Origin of the sequence: Citrobacter sp. TBCP-5362 (genome assembly GCF_005406305.1) — a bacterium.
GTDB lineage: Bacteria > Pseudomonadota > Gammaproteobacteria > Enterobacterales > Enterobacteriaceae > Citrobacter_B > Citrobacter_B koseri.
The window spans coordinates 2,140,381-2,155,958 of sequence record NZ_CP040234.1 but is presented as its reverse complement, the minus strand read 5'-3'; the positions used below and the strand labels follow the sequence as shown (position 1 = coordinate 2,155,958).

Here is a 15,578-nt window from a genome sequence, read left to right as displayed (position 1 = left end):
CGCAGGCAACAGGCCCGATAATGCCATGCTTATCGGGCCAATCCCGTCATTCCCTCACCTGCTTCATTTTGTACATTTCGTTATCCGCATGCTGAATAGCCGTATCCAGATCGCGGGTTACTTCTGCGACGCCCCATGACACCGACAGCGGTACAACATGACCATCAACCATAAATGCATAATCATTTATCTGGCCGGTTATCCGCTCCGCGATGGCTATCGCGTCACCAATCTGCGCACGGTAAAGCAAAATAACGAACTCATCGCCGCCGGTACGAATCACCAGGTCATGACTGGTGCGGGTGTTAGAGAGCATTCTGTTGGCGATGATTTGCAACGCCCGGTCTCCCGCCACATGCCCCCAGGTGTCGTTGATGGCTTTAAACTTATTACAATCCAGCAGCACCACGCAGCTGCGCGTTAAATCCCTGCGCTTCACAATATCAAGGATCTTGCGGTTAAAGCAGCCCGTCAGCGAGTCGATATACACCTTCAGGTCGCTCGCGTTCAGCCAGAATTTTAAGCCGAGGAAGATCAGGATAAAGAAGAATGGCGCCAGCAGAATCGCAATCCCGGCCTGCGTGTCGTATCTGACGAACCGATGCAGAGAGAGCGAGGAATGGAACGCATATTTTGCAGACATTGCACGGATGGACTCCCCGGCGACAGGCTGGCAATCACCGCTCAGGCAGAGATTTTCCTGCGTGGGCGTATGCACCAGAGCCACATTAAGGCCGGGTGGAATATGATGTTCAAAGGCCTCCGTCAGCGCCTCCTGTAGCTCAGGTTTAGAATGGTCATACACCAGATACGCAACGATATGATCGGAGATCTCTTTTCCAGAAAGATCGTAAATATAACTGACTACGCTGTACGCTTTTTCATTCGTGATTTTGTCCGTATAAAAGTCCGTTGAACTGAGCGACTTGGATTTGACATTCTTTTGCAGCAGACGCGTATAAAAGCCCACGGGCGGTAAGAAAAAGTCGGTGATATCGCCCGCCATTTTAGAGTCGCTAAAATAGAAGGGTTTTGCATCTGCTGGCGTGAACCAATAAAAATAGCTGGCATCTTTGGCGATAATGTAGCGATGCGCGGCATAATCCCCCGGATTAAGGGTGTTCATCCGATCCCGAATAAACTCCGCCGCCGCAAACATACATAAAGCGTTAATATTGGGCTGACGGGAAACAATAGTGCCCGTTGCGGAATGGATCCGCGCCCGGTCGGCATTGATACCCCATGAATCCGCATCTCTGGGGGAAAACCTTGAGAGGTTGCCGCACTGCCCGGCATTTTTGATCTGGTGATAGCGAACCCCTGTCGCATCGGCGATGAGTTCGTTATCGTTGAAAATATCCATCATCCGCGTTTGCAGACGACTCATCCCTTCATTCACAACGGCCTGTCGTTGTTCGTAAATAATAAAGAGATACAGTGAAGTAAAAAGTAAAGTGATAAGCGCTGACATCAACAACGCCTGGCTATTTCTTAGGCTGTCCTGAACAATCTTCACTGAGGCACCTTAAGCCTGAATCGCGGGGCCGAATACGTTAGTAGATTTTGCTGATACAGTACAGTTTTCAGTGATTAATCATCTCCTTCAATCGGGTATCCCGCCCTGCGAATAGCCTCACGGCAGTCACTGACGCCAGCGGCGTACCCGGCTTCAATCTCACAAACCGGACTCGAACTGCAATAAGGTAAACGGACGGGCGTAGTAATATTCTCTTCCAGCGAATCAATCTTATGCATTGCATCCAGCAGCATACGCAGCGCCTGTAAAGTGAACTCAGTCTCTTCATCTCTGACTATCGATTCCAGGGTCGCGATTTTTTGTTGCAGAAGGGCTTGAGTTACTATCATCGTCAATGCTCTCAAAACAGGCTTGTTTCAAAGATAGCATCTCAGGGAGAGGTATGATGTTGAAATCAGCAGAATATAAAAAGCGGGCTGTATGACAGCCCGCTTTTTAGATGGGTCACATAAACTCAGAAACGATAACCGGCAGAGAACATAAATACCCACGGGTCGAGGCGGACGCTGTCATGCTGCTGGGCACCACCGAGTTTATAGCTTGCGGTAGTATCGATATCCATATACCAGACCGACATGTTAATTAACCAGTCCCGGTTAATCAGGTAATCCATACCCACCTGCCCGGCCATTCCCCAGGAATCCTTCAGACTCAGATCGGACAACCCTGTCTCTTTACCATTGTTGTTGAAACCTTCGTCAAAGAAGGTGGTGTAGTTTACACCTGCGCCAATATAAGGGCGCAGTTTGCTACTGGCGTCGCCAAAGTACCACTGCGCCATTAATGTCGGCGGCAGGTGACGCACGGTAGCGATATCACCGGTATCCCCTGTCCCAATTTTATGGCGGAACGGCGTCGCCGCCAGCAGTTCAATACCAATGTTGTCGGTTGCCATATAAGTAAAAGTCAAACCGAGTTGCGTATTGTTACTGACATCAAAACCGTTCAGACTCCCCAGCGTTCCGCCTGCCCCTTCCGTCGGTCTCACGGTCGCCGAGCCCGCACGGATAAAAAACTCACCGCTCTCATGCGCAAGCGCACTACCAGAGAGAAGAGTACTTACTGCCAGGGCTGCCACTGTTAACTTTTTCATATCCGCTCCATCGTTATGGTTATAAATGCGTCACGAATATACCTACAATGGAGTAATAAGTGATCCAATACAGATCACATTAGGCCCTGTAATTTAACCTTTATTGATCCAGATTAATTTAGAACTTGCATCTAAAATCCTGGTTAAAGCCGTTTGAATCAAACTTTCCGAATTTTAGTGATAAATGGCTTTTTTCAACCAGGCGGATGGATTGTAAAAGAGAGGACGGCTGGCGCTTTCGCAGCCAAAATTACCCGCGCTTTACAAAGATATGCTTTTCCATACACCCCGTGATGCTGCCACTGTAGAGTTATCCAGGGTACAATTGCCCGCAAATTAACACCTGCAAAACTCAAGGAGAGTGCATGTCTATCACGGCGAAGTCCGTTTACCGTGACACGGGGAACTTTTTCCGTAATCAATTTGTAACCATCTTGCTGGTTTCGTTGCTGTGCGCATTTATTACGGTGGTTTTAGGTCATGCCTTTTCCCCCAGCGATGCCCAAATCGCGCAACTCAGTGAAGGAGATCATCTGACCGGTAGCGTCGGCCTGTTCGATCTGGTGCAGAACATGACGCCGGAACAGCAGCAAATATTATTACGGGCTTCAGCGGCATCAACATTTTCAGGACTCATTGGCAATGCGATCCTGGCTGGGGGCGTTTTGCTGATGATCCAGCTGATTTCCGCCGGTCATCGGGTCAGCGCATTACGTGCTATCGGTGCCAGCGCGCCGGTTTTACCTAAATTGTTTGTCCTGATTTTTCTGACTACCCTGTTAGTGCAAATCGGTATTATGCTGATTGTCGTACCGGGGATTTTGATGGCGATTCTGCTGGCGCTTGCGCCGGTGATGCTGGTTCAGGACAAGATGGGCGTATTTGCCGCCATGCGCAACAGTATGCGTCTGGCGTGGTCTAATATGCGACTGGTCGCTCCGGCGGTGATCGGCTGGTTACTGGCGAAAACGCTCTTGCTGCTGTTTGCCCCCAGCTTTGCAGCGCTGACGCCGAATGTTGGCGCAGTGTTGGCGAATACGCTGAGCAATTTGATTTCCGCCATATTGCTCATCTATTTGTTCCGCCTGTATATGTTGATTCGCCAATAACCCTGAACGTGTTAAGGGCCAGTTTGCCCAAAACTTTTGATTACGGAATCGAAGAATGAAGCAGTTTCTTGATTTTTTACCGCTGGTTGTCTTTTTTGCTTTTTATAAGCTGTACGACATCTATGCGGCGACCTCCGCCCTGATTGTCGCGACAGCCATTGTGTTGATCTACAGTTGGGTTCGCTATCGCAAGGTCGAAAAGATGGCGTTGATCACTTTCGTTCTGGTTGCCGTGTTCGGCGGCCTGACCATTTTCTTCCACAACGATGAGTTTATTAAGTGGAAGGTGACGGTGATTTACGGCCTGTTTGCCGGTGCGCTGCTGATAAGCCAGTGGGTCATGAAAAAGCCGCTGATTCAACGCATGTTAGGGAAAGAACTGACGTTGCCGCAGCCGGTCTGGTCTAAGCTGAACCTGGCATGGGCCGTATTTTTCATCCTCTGCGGGCTCGCCAATATCTACATCGCGTTTTGGCTGCCGCAAAACATCTGGGTCAACTTCAAAGTGTTCGGTTTAACTGCGCTGACGCTGATTTTTACCCTTCTGAGCGGAGTCTACATTTACCGCCATCTGCCGCAGGAAGATAAATCCTGAGTTCTGTTTGCCAGACCGTCTGGTCTGGCATCCCCTTCACGCCAGCCTGGCGCGCGTTTCCCCCTCTGTTCTCCCTGCGCAAATCATAGTAGCATTCGCGCCTGAAATCTTTCTTCACAGTCGGTTCTACAATGACAACAACAAATAACGCTCCTCAGGGCGAACTGGTTTTACGCACGCTGGCCATGCCCGCCGATACCAATGCTAACGGCGATATTTTTGGCGGCTGGCTCATGTCTCAAATGGATATTGGCGGCGCGATTCAGGCTAAAGAAATTGCTCATGGTCGCGTAGTGACCGTGCGCGTTGAGGGAATGAGTTTTCTGCGCCCTGTCGCCGTAGGCGACGTCGTATGCTGTTATGCCCGCTGCGTTAAGCGCGGCACAACGTCTGTCAGCATTAATATTGAAGTGTGGGTGAAAAAGGTGGCGTCAGAGCCAATCGGTCAGCGTTATAAAGCAACCGAGGCGCTGTTCATCTATGTGGCGGTAGACAGTGACGGTAAACCTCGCCCGCTGCCGGTTCAGGCATGAATTACCGGATAAGGCGGTGCGCCGCCTTATCCGCTCTACGATTTAAGGGGATCGCGATTACTCGATCTGCGTGGTGCCGTTCAGACGGAAGATGATATTAACCACTAAGCCCGACCCCGGTTTCCCTGCTTCATAGCGCCATCTGCGCATCGCGTTTTTCACTTCACGCTCAAACATGTTCGCCGGCTGAGCGGAAAGCACCTGAACATTCTCCACTCGCCCGTCCGAGGTGACGTCGAATTTCACTTTCACGCGGCCTTCAATACGCAACGCTTGCGCTCGTGCCGGATACTGCGGCTGGTTGCGGCTCAATGCGCGAGGCCCCGCAGGAACACTGACGGCCGGTTTGCTGGTTGCCGCTGCGGTATTCGTTGTCGGACGTGACGGCGCCGTATTTTCAAACGGTGCGGCCGGGCGCGGTTCAGCAGGCTTAACATCACGTTTAGGCTGCTCCTGAACCTTTTTCACCGGTTTAGGTTTTGGCTTCGGCTTAGGTTTCGGCTTCTCAATCACCACCGGCGCCTCTTTTGGCGGCTCAGGAACAGGTTCCGGCTCAGGTTCGACGACGGGTTCCGGCGGCGGCTGAACCGCCTGTGGTGGTTCAAGATCGGCAGGCGCGACCATTGTGATTGAGATCGGCTGCGCGGGCGCAGGCAGTTCAATAACCTGATGTACCGAGGTATACAGCAGACCCGCCACTACAGCACCATGAATGCCAACGGAAAGTAACGTCGGCCAGGGAAAGCGACGAGGTAAATCAAGGGTCATTGAAGTCATAATCGTTTCAGTTAAAAAACCAGGTCTCGATTTTAAATGCAAATAGCAATCATATTCAATAAGACATCACGGTAAGCCGCATTTAAAACGCAATATTACCGCAAAAAGTCCCTGTGTTATGCACGGTCTTAACAAAGTCGTTATCTTTGCGTTGCAGTTGAAAGACCTTTCCAATAACGTAATTAACGACTTTTACCGATTAAGGAGCTCTACCCGTGCTGTATGTCATTTACGCTCAGGATATCGCCGATTCTCTTGAAAAACGTCTTTCCGTCCGCCCTGCCCATCTGGCGCGCCTGCAACTGCTCCATGATGAGGGCCGACTGTTGACCGCAGGCCCTATGCCAGCCGTCGACAGCAACGATCCCGGTGCCGCCGGGTTTACCGGCTCAACCGTGATTGCACAATTCGAATCGCTGGAAGAAGCGCAGTCCTGGGCAGACGCAGACCCGTATGTGGCTGCGGGCGTGTATGCGCAAGTCTCTGTAAAACCGTATAAAAAAGTCTTTTAAATCAGGCGGGGCTGCATTCATGGGCACCGAATACGGTGCCCTGGTTGTATCAGATGCTGTGAATCGCAAACAATAACGTGTTACGTTGATGATTGAGAATGCATTTTCTGATTGAGTGGATACGCATATTACGACGCGATTGTCCTTCAAGCCAACGCGCTTTACGGCGGCTAGCCTGACGTTGCATGCGCCAGCGTCCCACTTCCGTTCTACTACGCTTCATGTTAACTACTCTTACAGTGCCAGAGCAGGCATTATACCCTCTCGTCAGGAGCAGACCAGCGCTTTTCCGGTGTTTTTATTTGCCAGATGAAGCCTGATGCGTAAACTCTTAACAATACGCTTTCAAAAGGATTTTTAAATTTATGACAACCTTCTACACAGTGGTGAGTTGGCTGGTCATTCTGGGGTACTGGATACTTATTGCCGGTGTGACGTTACGTATTTTAATGAAACGACGCGCCGTTCCCTCCGCGATGGCCTGGCTCTTAATCATCTATATTCTGCCGCTGGTAGGGATTATTGCTTATTTATCATTCGGCGAGCTGCATTTAGGGAAACGCCGCGCCGAACGCGCCAGAGCAATGTGGCCGTCCACCGCTAAGTGGCTGAACGACCTCAAAGCCTGTAAACACATTTTCGCCGAAGAGAACAGCAGCGTCGCTTCGTCACTGTTTAAGCTGTGTGAACGACGCCAGGGAATCGCTGGCGTTAAAGGCAATCAGCTGCAACTGCTGACCGACTCTGACGATGTGATGCAGGCGCTTATCCGCGACATTCAACTGGCGCGCCATAACATTGAGATGGTGTTCTACATCTGGCAGCCCGGCGGCATGGCGGATCAGGTTGCAGAGTCGCTGATGGCGGCGGCGCGACGCGGCATTCATTGCCGTCTGATGCTGGACTCCGCCGGGAGCGTGGCCTTTTTCCGCAGCCCGTGGGCGGCCATGATGCGTAACGCCGGAATTGAAGTGGTTGAGGCGCTGAAGGTCAATCTGATGCGTGTCTTTCTGCGCCGTATGGATTTGCGCCAGCACCGCAAGATGGTGATGATTGATAACTACATCGCCTATACCGGCAGCATGAATATGGTCGATCCGCGTTTCTTCAAACAGGACGCCGGCGTGGGACAATGGGTTGATCTGATGGCAAGAATGGAAGGCCCGGTAGCGACCGCGATGGGGATTGTCTACTCCTGCGACTGGGAAATCGAAACGGGTAAACGCATCCTGCCGCCGCCTCCAGACGTCAATATCATGCCGTTTGAACAGGCCAGCGGACACACCATTCATACTATCGCCTCAGGACCCGGCTTCCCGGAAGATCTGATTCACCAGGCGCTGCTGACGGCAGCCTATTCCGCTCGTGAATATCTGATCATGACAACGCCCTATTTCGTCCCCAGCGACGATTTACTGCACGCGATCTGCACAGCGGCGCAGCGCGGCGTGGATGTCAGCATCATCCTGCCGCGTAAAAATGACTCCATGCTGGTCGGTTGGGCCAGCCGCGCCTTTTTCACTGAACTGCTGGCCGCCGGAGTCAAAATCTATCAGTTTGAAGGTGGATTATTGCACACCAAGAGCGTGCTGGTGGATGGCGAGCTGAGTCTGGTTGGCACCGTGAACCTGGATATGCGCAGCCTGTGGTTAAATTTTGAAATCACGCTGGTAATTGACGACGCCGGATTCGGCGGCGATCTGGCTGCGGTTCAGGATGATTATATTTCACGTTCTCGCCTGCTTGATGCCCGCCTGTGGGTAAAACGGCCATTATGGCAGCGGATTACTGAGCGACTGTTTTACTTCTTCAGTCCGTTGCTGTAAAACGTGCCCAAGAGACGGTAAACGGGTAGTCATTATGGAAATGGATCTGAACAATCGCCTGACTGAAGATGAAACGCTTGAGCAGGCTTATGATATTTTTCTCGAACTGGCGGCAGATAATCTCGATCCGGCAGATATTATTCTGTTCAATTTACAGTTCGAAGAGCGCGGCGGCGCGGAGTTATTCGATCCGTCAGAAGACTGGCAGGAACACGTTGATTTTGACCTCAACCCTGACTTTTTTGCCGAAGTCGTGATTGGCCTGGCGGATAGCGAAGACGGTGAAATTAACGATATTTTTGCCCGCGTGCTGTTATGCCGCGAAAAAGATCACAAACTTTGCCATATCCTTTGGCGTGAATAAGAAAGACGTCGAGCGATCGGGCTGATGCCAAAAAAAGGGCTGACATCATGTCAGCCCTTAAATTTATAGCGGGTCCACCTTCAGGCAGGAAACCGCATGCCTGAAACTGCCCTCCAGCACCGGTCGGGTTTTCGCACACTCCGGCCCGGCAATCGGGCAACGCGTGCGGAAAACACACCCCGACGGCGGATTGATGGGTGACGGTAATTCCCCTTCCAGCAACTGAATCGTCTTGTTCTTTTCCAGATCGGGGTCGGGAATCGGCACGGCGGACATCAGCGCTTTGGTATAAGGGTGCAGCGGATTATGATACACCTCATCGTAGGTTCCCAATTCCACCGCATGACCCAGGTACATCACCAGCACACGATCGGAAATATGCTTCACCACCGCCAGATCGTGAGCGATGAAGATCAGCGATAATCCCATTTCACGCTGTAGCTGTTGCAGCAGATTCACCACCTGCGCCTGAATCGATACGTCCAGCGCCGAAACCGGCTCATCGCAAATAATCAGCTTCGGCTCCAGGATCAGAGCACGCGCGATACCAATACGCTGGCACTGCCCGCCAGAAAACTCATGCGGGTAACGGTTAATCAGATTCGGCAGCAGCCCCACCTTCATCATCATCGCTTTCACCCGATCGCGCACTTCCTGGCGCGGCAATTTTGGATGATAAGTGCGTAATGGTTCAGCGATGATTTCTCCAATGGTCATGCGTGGGTTCAATGACGCCAGCGGGTCCTGGAAAATCATCTGAATATCGCTGCGTACGTCCCGCCATTCATCAGGTTTCATCCCCAGCAGATCTTTCCCTAACCACGCCACGCGGCCATCGGTTGCTTTCACCAGACCAATAATCGCCCGCGCAAAGGTTGATTTACCGCAGCCGGATTCCCCAACCACCCCCAGCGTTTCACCTTCATACAATCGCAGCGTAACGCCATCGACCGCTTTCAGGGTTTTCGCCGGCTGCCAGAACCACTGTTTGCCATCTTTGATATCGAAATGCACTTTGAGATCGGCAATTTCGAGGAGCACTTTTCTCTCCTGGGTCACAGCATTCATACCAGCTCCTCCACCGGTTTAAAGCAGGCGCGCAAACGCCCCGGACTGAACTCCTCCAGGGGTGGAGTTGAACTGCAAATCTCCATCGCATACGGGCAACGCGGCTGGAATGGACACCCTTTAGGCAAGCGCAGCAAATTCGGCGGGTTGCCCGGAATGGTCAACATCGTTTCCCCTTCGGCATCCAGACGCGGAACCGCATTAAGCAAACCGATGGAATACGGATGAACAGGCTGGTAAAAGACGTCGCGCGCCTTGCCGTATTCCATCGTACGACCAGCGTACATCACCAGCACCTTATCGCAAATACCGGCCACGACGCCAAGGTCGTGCGTAATCATGATAATCGCCGTGTTAAATTCGCGTTTCAGTTCATTAAGCAGCGTCATGATCTGCGCCTGAACGGTCACGTCCAGCGCGGTTGTCGGTTCATCCGCAATCAGTAATTTCGGCCGACACAGCAGCGCCATCGCAATCATCACACGCTGGCGCATCCCGCCGGAAAACTCATGCGGATACATCTTCATCCGTTTCCGCGCTTCCGGCATTTTCACCGCGTCCAGCATTCTGACAGACTCTTCAAACGCTTCAGCCTTGCTCATACCTTTATGCAGCATCAGCACTTCCATTAACTGCTCGCCAACCCGCATATACGGGTTAAGAGAGGTCATTGGGTCCTGAAAAATCATTGAGATTTGTTCAGCGCGTAGCCTGTTGAGTTCACGCTCCGGCAGGTTGAGAATTTCGCGGCCGTTAAACGTCGCAGAACCACCAATGCGGCCATTCGCCGCCAGTAGCCCCATCAACGCAAACGCCGTTTGCGATTTGCCTGAACCTGACTCGCCGACAATGCCTAAGGTCTCCCCGGCACGCAGCGTAAAGTTCAGGTCGTTTACGGCCGTCACATCGCCGTCGGGTGTACTAAACGTCACGCGAAGATCTTTCACGTCCAGCAGTGCGTTAGCCCGTTGTTGCGCGAGTGGCGCGGTTGAGGTTTCAATTACGCTCATGGCTGCACTCCTTAACGATCTTTCGGGTCGAGGGCGTCACGCAGGCCATCGCCGATAAAGTTAAAACAGAATAAGGTCACAACGAGAAAACACGCCGGGAACAGCAGCAACCAGGGTGAGACCTCCATAGAGTTCGCGCCATCGCTCAACAATGCGCCCCAACTACTCAGCGGCTCCTGCGTCCCTAAACCCAGAAAGCTGAGGAAGGATTCAAACAGGATCATGCTCGGCACCAGCAGCGATGCATAAACCACCACCACGCCCAGCACGTTCGGCACAATATGACGCACAACAATGCTGACCGTTGAAACCCCGCCAACCTGCGCCGCTTCGATAAACTCTTTGCGTTTCAGGCTTAACGTCTGCCCGCGAACGATACGCGCCATATCCAGCCAGGAGACCATCCCGATCGCCACAAAAATCAGCAGGATGTTTTGGCCGAAGAAGGTCACCAGCAAAATGACGAAGAACATAAACGGAAAGGAGTTGAGGATTTCCAGCAGACGCATCATTACGGAGTCAATTTTGCCGCCAAGATAGCCGGACAGCGACCCGTACAGCGTACCGACAACCACCGCCACCAGCGCGGCAGCAATGCCGACCATCAGCGAGATTCGCCCGCCTATCGCCACACGAACCAGCAGATCGCGCCCGGAGGAGTCCGTACCAAAATAGTGGCCCGACTCCATATCCGGCGCGCTGGACATCATGCCCCAGTCGGTATCGAAATAGGTGAACTGCGACAGCATCGGCGCCAGTGTGACAAACAGCGCGATAATGACCAGAACGACAAGGCTGGCCACCGCCGCGCGGTTATGCATAAAACGACGGCGAGCATCCTGCCACAGGCTGCGCCCTTCAACCTCCAGCTTCTCACTGAAATTCTCCAGCGTCTCGCTGTTTTTCTTACTTAACATCATAGCGAGCTCCAGTATCAGTAACGAATTTTCGGGTCGATAACGGCGTACAGCACATCGACAATCGCATTAAACAGAATGGTGAGCGTACCGACGAGAATGGTCAGACTCAGCACCAGCGAATAGTCACGGTTCAGCGCCCCATTCACGAAAAGTTGCCCGATCCCCGGCAAACCATAAATCGTCTCGATAACCATTGAACCCGTAATGATACCGACAAAGGCCGGGCCCATATAAGACAGTACGGGTAACAACGCCGGTTTTAAGGCATGACGGAAGATAATCCGGCGCATCGGCAAACCTTTTGCGCGCGCGGTACGGATAAAGTTGGAGTGCAACACTTCAATCATGGAGCCACGGGTAATACGGGCGATACTGGCGATATAGGCGAGCGACAGCGCGACCATCGGCAAAATCATAAATTTCAGCGCCCCGCCATTCCAGCCGCCGCCGGGCAGCCATTTTAAGGTGATGGCAAATATCATGACTAATAAGGGGGCGACCACGAAACTGGGAATCACGACCCCGGTCATTGCCACCCCCATCACCGTATAATCCCAGCGCGTATTTTGTTTCAGCGCCGCAATCACGCCCGCGCTCACGCCAATAATCACGGCAAGGAAAAAGGCGGCTGCACCCAGCTTCGCCGAAACCGGGAAACTCGATGCCACCAGATCGTTGACCGTATAGTCCTTATATTTAAACGAAGGCCCAAAATCGCCATGCGCCAGTTGTTTCAGATAGCTGAAGTACTGCGTCATGATGGGATCATTAAGATGGTATTTCGCTTCAATATTCGCCAGCACTTCCGGCGGTAATGCGCGCTCTCCGGTGAAAGGGCTTCCCGGTGCAAGACGCATCATAAAGAACGAAATCGTAATAAGTATAAAAAGCGTCGGAATCGCTTCCAGACAGCGACGTAAAATAAATTTTAACATTGCCCGTACCTTCTGGCGTGTGCCTTTACATCTCGTCATTCAGACGCACTGAAAGAGAGATGTTTATAGTGCGATGAAAATAAGACACTGTGGGGCAAAACACATTTGCCCCACGCTTTGCCATTAATGCTTGATAATATACAAGTTCTTAACGTAGATATTATCCATCGGGTCTTTACCGGTATAGCCGCCTACCCACGGTTTCACCAGACGCGCGTTCACATAGTAATAGAGCGGCACAATCGCAGAATCTTTATCAAGCTGCTGTTCCGCTTTGGCATACAACTCGGTGCGTTGTGCTTCGTCGGTCACTTTCAGCGTATCGGCAATCAGCTTGTCAAACTCCGGGCTCTTATAGTGAGCGGTGTTGTTTGAGCTGTCGGACAGCATGGTGTTCAGGAAGGACGTCGGTTCATTGTAGTCTGCGCACCAGCCCGCACGCGCGACATCAAACGTCCCCTGATGACGGGTATCAAGGAAGGTTTTCCACTCCTGGTTTTCCAGCTTCACGTTGGCGCCCAGGTTTTTCTTCCAGATTGATGCGACCGCGATCGCCAGTTTTTTATGCAGATCGGAGGTGTTGTACAGCAGGTCAAACGTTAACGGCTTATCGGCGGTATAACCGGCTTCCGCCAGCAGTTTTTTCGCTTCTTCGTTACGTTTTTCCTGTGACCATGTGAACCACTCAGGCTCAACCAGTTTCGCGCCATCGGTATACGGAGGGGTGTAGCTGTAGGCTGGCAAATCGCCCTGGTTCTTCACTTTATTAACGATAATGTCGCGATCCATCGCCAGTTTCAGCGCGGTGCGAACGCGCACGTCGTTAAACGGCGCTTTCTGGTTATTAATTTCGTAATAGTAAGTGCACAGATACGGGTCAACGCGCACTTCATTTGGGATCTCTTTTTTCAGCTTCTGGAATAACTCAATCGGCATGTTGTTATAGGTCATGTCGATTTCACCGCTGCGATAGCGGTTCACATCCGTCACTTCAGAAGAGATTGGCAGATAAGTCACCTGGTTGATAACCGTTTTATCGTTATCCCAGTACTGGGTATTACGTTCCAGAACAATCCGCTCGTTGACGACCCAGTTTTTGAGTTTATACGCGCCGTTGGTCACGATATTCGCAGGTTGGGTCCATTTCTCGCCAAATTTTTCCACAGCCGCTTTAGGAACCGGAGAAACGGACGGGTGAACCAACAGTTTGTAGAAATAAGGCACCGGTTCGCTCAGCGTCACTTCGAACGTATTATCGTCGATGGCTTTTACGCCGAGATCGGTCGCCGGTTTTTTGCCCGCAATAATGTCATCGATATTCGCGATGTGCCCGTATTGCAAATAGCTGGCATACGGTGATGCGGTATTCGGATTCGCCAGGCGCTGCCAGCTATATACAAAATCGTGCGCGGTAACAGGCGTGCCGTCTGACCATTTTGCGTTTTTACGCAGATGGAATGTCCAGACTTTAAAATCTTTATTTTCCCACTTTTCAGCGACGCCCGGTGACGGGTGGCCTTCAACGTCGCTGATCAGTAAACCTTCAAACAGGTCGCGGCTGACGTTTGACTCCGGGACACCCTCAATTTTATGTGGGTCGAGAGACTGAACTTCAGAACCATTATTGCGAACCAGCGTCTGCTTGTCAGACAGCTGAACACCCGCCGGGACATCTGCGGCCATTGCGACATTCCCGCCGATTAGCGCAGTTAAAATCCCCGCCGCCAGCAAACTTTTTTTTGTGATGTTGGACATTGTGTTTGTACTCCACTCATTATAATTACTGGTTTTCTTAACCAGCCTGTTTAATCCCGTTAGGGTCCTGTACAGCACTGGAGATTTTGCTGCTGCCAGGTCGTTTACTGCTTTGCTATCACCGACTTTATTTATTCTGACGATTCGTACGATCGCCTTACGTCGATTCCGTATCCGCCTCCCCTGTCAGAGACGGACATTTATTCTGTCTGGTGCAAGAAGCTTATTGAAAATAATTCTCATCACCGCAAAATCTTCTGCAAAATATCTGGCCGGAAAGTACCAAATGCGTTTCTTAACCGCCAATACATTTTACAGATTTGTTAACTAATTCTCTTTTACGGAAAAATTTTTGACCAGAAAGACATATCCAAAAGAGACGTTTAGGAAAAATTATTTGCCCAGTCAATACGTTAACTACTCACCCACAGTCTGACCTCGTTCTGTTGCTGCCGTCAGGCAAAAATGCACATAAATTTAACAATTGGTTATTATTTAGCACATTCATCTGAGAGAGCGTTGAAATAACTAATAACATTTCGATAATCCTTCATCAAGCCCCAGAGTATGATGTTAAGAAAATAACAGGCGGCATAACGGCAGGCGTGAGTGTTATTAGAATAATTTATAATAGAATCAATAACAAAGAGGCATAAACATTATTAGTATCTTTTATTATTTCAACGCTGAATTTCAACTTTAGTGAGAAGATTTACTGATAATGGAAAAGAAACGGAGCCTGAAGCGGCTCCGTTTTATCGGTCAGGATCGTTAATTCAGTAAACCGGGGAAAATCGCTTTAATCCCCGTAACAATGAATTCAATGCCCAATGCCATCAGCAACAAGCCCATAATACGCGTAATGACGTTGATACCCGTTTGCCCCAATAACCGCACCAGCCAGGGCGCCATGCGGAACACTCCCCAACAACAGAACGCAAACAGAGCGATGGCCACAGAGAAGCCGATTAAATGCATAATGGTGTGGTAACGCGTTCCCCACACAATCGTCGAACTAATGGCCCCCGGCCCTGCCATTAATGGTAAGGCCAGCGGAACCACGCCAATACTTTCGCGAATGGCGGTCTCTGATTTTTCCTGTTTGTTTTGCTTATCTTCACCCAGCTTCCCGCTGATCATCGACATCGCGATCGTCACCACCAGAATCCCACCGGCAATTCTGAACGAATCGATCGAAATGCCGAAGAGTTGCAAAATGCCATCTCCGAGAAAGAGCGAAATCCACAAAATGATGGCTACCGACAGGTTTGCCGTGAGATTTGTTTTGTTGCGCGCCGCTGCCGTCTGGTAGCTGGTCATGCTGATAAAGACGGGGATAATCCCCACCGGGTTTACCAGCGCAAATAACCCTATGAAAAACTTGGAATAAACAGGAAAATCAAAAAGCGTTTGGGTCACGGTTAGCTCCGAAACGTTAGCCGGATAAATGATGTCGATAAAAATGGTGAAAAACGCGCTGAAGATACGCCTTTTGTCAGCATATTTCACCTCCTGACTGCTTGAAATTACGACTATTTCTCGGT

Annotated in this window: 17 protein-coding genes and 1 pseudogene; 7 read left to right on the top strand and 11 right to left on the bottom strand. The window is 51.0% G+C overall.

The features are described 5' to 3' along the window. Positions 1-46 precede the first annotated feature (46 nt). The 3 genes from FD428_RS10295 to ompW all read right to left on the bottom strand — a co-directional run bounded on the left by FD428_RS10295 (position 47) and on the right by ompW (position 2,630). On the bottom strand, positions 47-1,516 hold the full coding sequence (locus FD428_RS10295; RefSeq protein WP_104868606.1) for a GGDEF domain-containing protein: 1,470 nt from the start codon (positions 1,514-1,516) through the stop codon (positions 47-49). Positions 1,517-1,590: 74 nt separating this feature from the next. Then, positions 1,591-1,866: a hypothetical protein gene (locus FD428_RS10290; protein WP_104868605.1), complete on the bottom strand. Its 276-nt coding sequence runs from the start codon at positions 1,864-1,866 to the stop codon at positions 1,591-1,593. A 125-nt stretch (positions 1,867-1,991) separates the two neighbouring features. Next, the gene (gene ompW / locus FD428_RS10285) at positions 1,992-2,630 is read right to left on the bottom strand and encodes an outer membrane protein OmpW (RefSeq protein WP_012132213.1); all 639 of its coding nucleotides are present in this window, start codon (positions 2,628-2,630) and stop codon (positions 1,992-1,994) included. A gap of 250 nt (positions 2,631-2,880) precedes the next feature. Here ompW and FD428_RS21835 point away from each other — a divergent pair. The 4 genes and pseudogenes from FD428_RS21835 to yciA all read left to right on the top strand — a co-directional run. After that, a pseudogene (locus tag FD428_RS21835) lies at positions 2,881-2,970 on the top strand (YkgJ family cysteine cluster protein); the annotation flags it as partial. A gap of 25 nt (positions 2,971-2,995) precedes the next feature. Then, a complete protein-coding gene (locus FD428_RS10280) occupies positions 2,996-3,739 on the top strand; it encodes a YciC family protein (protein WP_012132212.1) in 744 nt (247 codons plus the stop codon). A 55-nt stretch (positions 3,740-3,794) separates the two neighbouring features. Continuing rightward, positions 3,795-4,334, top strand: a complete 540-nt coding sequence (locus tag FD428_RS10275) for a septation protein A (protein ID WP_012132211.1) — start codon at positions 3,795-3,797, stop codon at positions 4,332-4,334. A gap of 131 nt (positions 4,335-4,465) precedes the next feature. Next, positions 4,466-4,867, top strand: coding sequence for an acyl-CoA thioester hydrolase YciA (gene yciA / locus FD428_RS10270; RefSeq protein ID WP_012132210.1), 402 nt, complete (start codon positions 4,466-4,468; stop codon positions 4,865-4,867). 57 nt (positions 4,868-4,924) lie between these two features. Here yciA and tonB read toward each other — a convergent pair whose 3' ends face one another. Beyond that, positions 4,925-5,635, bottom strand: a complete 711-nt coding sequence (gene tonB / locus FD428_RS10265; protein ID WP_071259038.1) for a TonB system transport protein TonB — start codon at positions 5,633-5,635, stop codon at positions 4,925-4,927. 224 nt (positions 5,636-5,859) lie between these two features. On the opposite strand from tonB, the gene FD428_RS10260 reads away from it, so the two are divergent. Then, positions 5,860-6,156, top strand: coding sequence for a YciI family protein (locus FD428_RS10260; protein ID WP_012132208.1), 297 nt, complete (start codon positions 5,860-5,862; stop codon positions 6,154-6,156). 49 nt (positions 6,157-6,205) lie between these two features. On the opposite strand, the gene FD428_RS10255 is transcribed toward FD428_RS10260, so the two are convergent. Next, complete coding sequence (locus FD428_RS10255) at positions 6,206-6,379, bottom strand: YciY family protein (RefSeq protein ID WP_012132207.1); 174 nt, start codon at positions 6,377-6,379, stop codon at positions 6,206-6,208. Positions 6,380-6,521: 142 nt separating this feature from the next. On the opposite strand from FD428_RS10255, the gene cls reads away from it, so the two are divergent. Both cls and FD428_RS10245 read left to right on the top strand, forming a co-directional pair. Further along, a complete protein-coding gene (cls, locus tag FD428_RS10250) occupies positions 6,522-7,982 on the top strand; it encodes a cardiolipin synthase (RefSeq protein WP_012132206.1) in 1,461 nt (486 codons plus the stop codon). Positions 7,983-8,016: 34 nt separating this feature from the next. Next, entirely contained in the window at positions 8,017-8,346 is a 330-nt protein-coding gene (locus FD428_RS10245; RefSeq protein ID WP_012132205.1) for an HI1450 family dsDNA-mimic protein, read from the top strand. Between the two features lie 63 nt (positions 8,347-8,409). Here the strand turns inward: FD428_RS10245 and oppF are convergent, their stop codons facing one another. The 6 genes from oppF to FD428_RS10215 all read right to left on the bottom strand — a co-directional run bounded on the left by oppF (position 8,410) and on the right by FD428_RS10215 (position 15,453). After that, entirely contained in the window at positions 8,410-9,414 is a 1,005-nt protein-coding gene (oppF, locus tag FD428_RS10240; protein ID WP_012132204.1) for a murein tripeptide/oligopeptide ABC transporter ATP-binding protein OppF, read from the bottom strand. Further along, complete coding sequence (gene oppD / locus FD428_RS10235) at positions 9,411-10,424, bottom strand: murein tripeptide/oligopeptide ABC transporter ATP-binding protein OppD (RefSeq protein ID WP_012132203.1); 1,014 nt, start codon at positions 10,422-10,424, stop codon at positions 9,411-9,413. The genes oppF and oppD overlap by 4 nt, the downstream gene beginning before the upstream one ends. Positions 10,425-10,435: 11 nt before the next feature. Continuing rightward, positions 10,436-11,344, bottom strand: coding sequence for an oligopeptide ABC transporter permease OppC (oppC, locus tag FD428_RS10230; RefSeq protein ID WP_012132202.1), 909 nt, complete (start codon positions 11,342-11,344; stop codon positions 10,436-10,438). Between the two features lie 14 nt (positions 11,345-11,358). Then, positions 11,359-12,279: an oligopeptide ABC transporter permease OppB gene (gene oppB, locus FD428_RS10225; protein WP_012132201.1), complete on the bottom strand. Its 921-nt coding sequence runs from the start codon at positions 12,277-12,279 to the stop codon at positions 11,359-11,361. Between the two features lie 123 nt (positions 12,280-12,402). Beyond that, positions 12,403-14,034 (bottom strand): oligopeptide ABC transporter substrate-binding protein OppA, encoded by a 1,632-nt coding sequence (gene oppA / locus FD428_RS10220; RefSeq protein ID WP_012132200.1) that lies wholly within the window; start codon positions 14,032-14,034, stop codon positions 12,403-12,405. Positions 14,035-14,805: 771 nt separating this feature from the next. After that, complete coding sequence (locus FD428_RS10215; RefSeq protein ID WP_024130298.1) at positions 14,806-15,453, bottom strand: YchE family NAAT transporter; 648 nt, start codon at positions 15,451-15,453, stop codon at positions 14,806-14,808. Positions 15,454-15,578 lie beyond the last annotated feature (125 nt).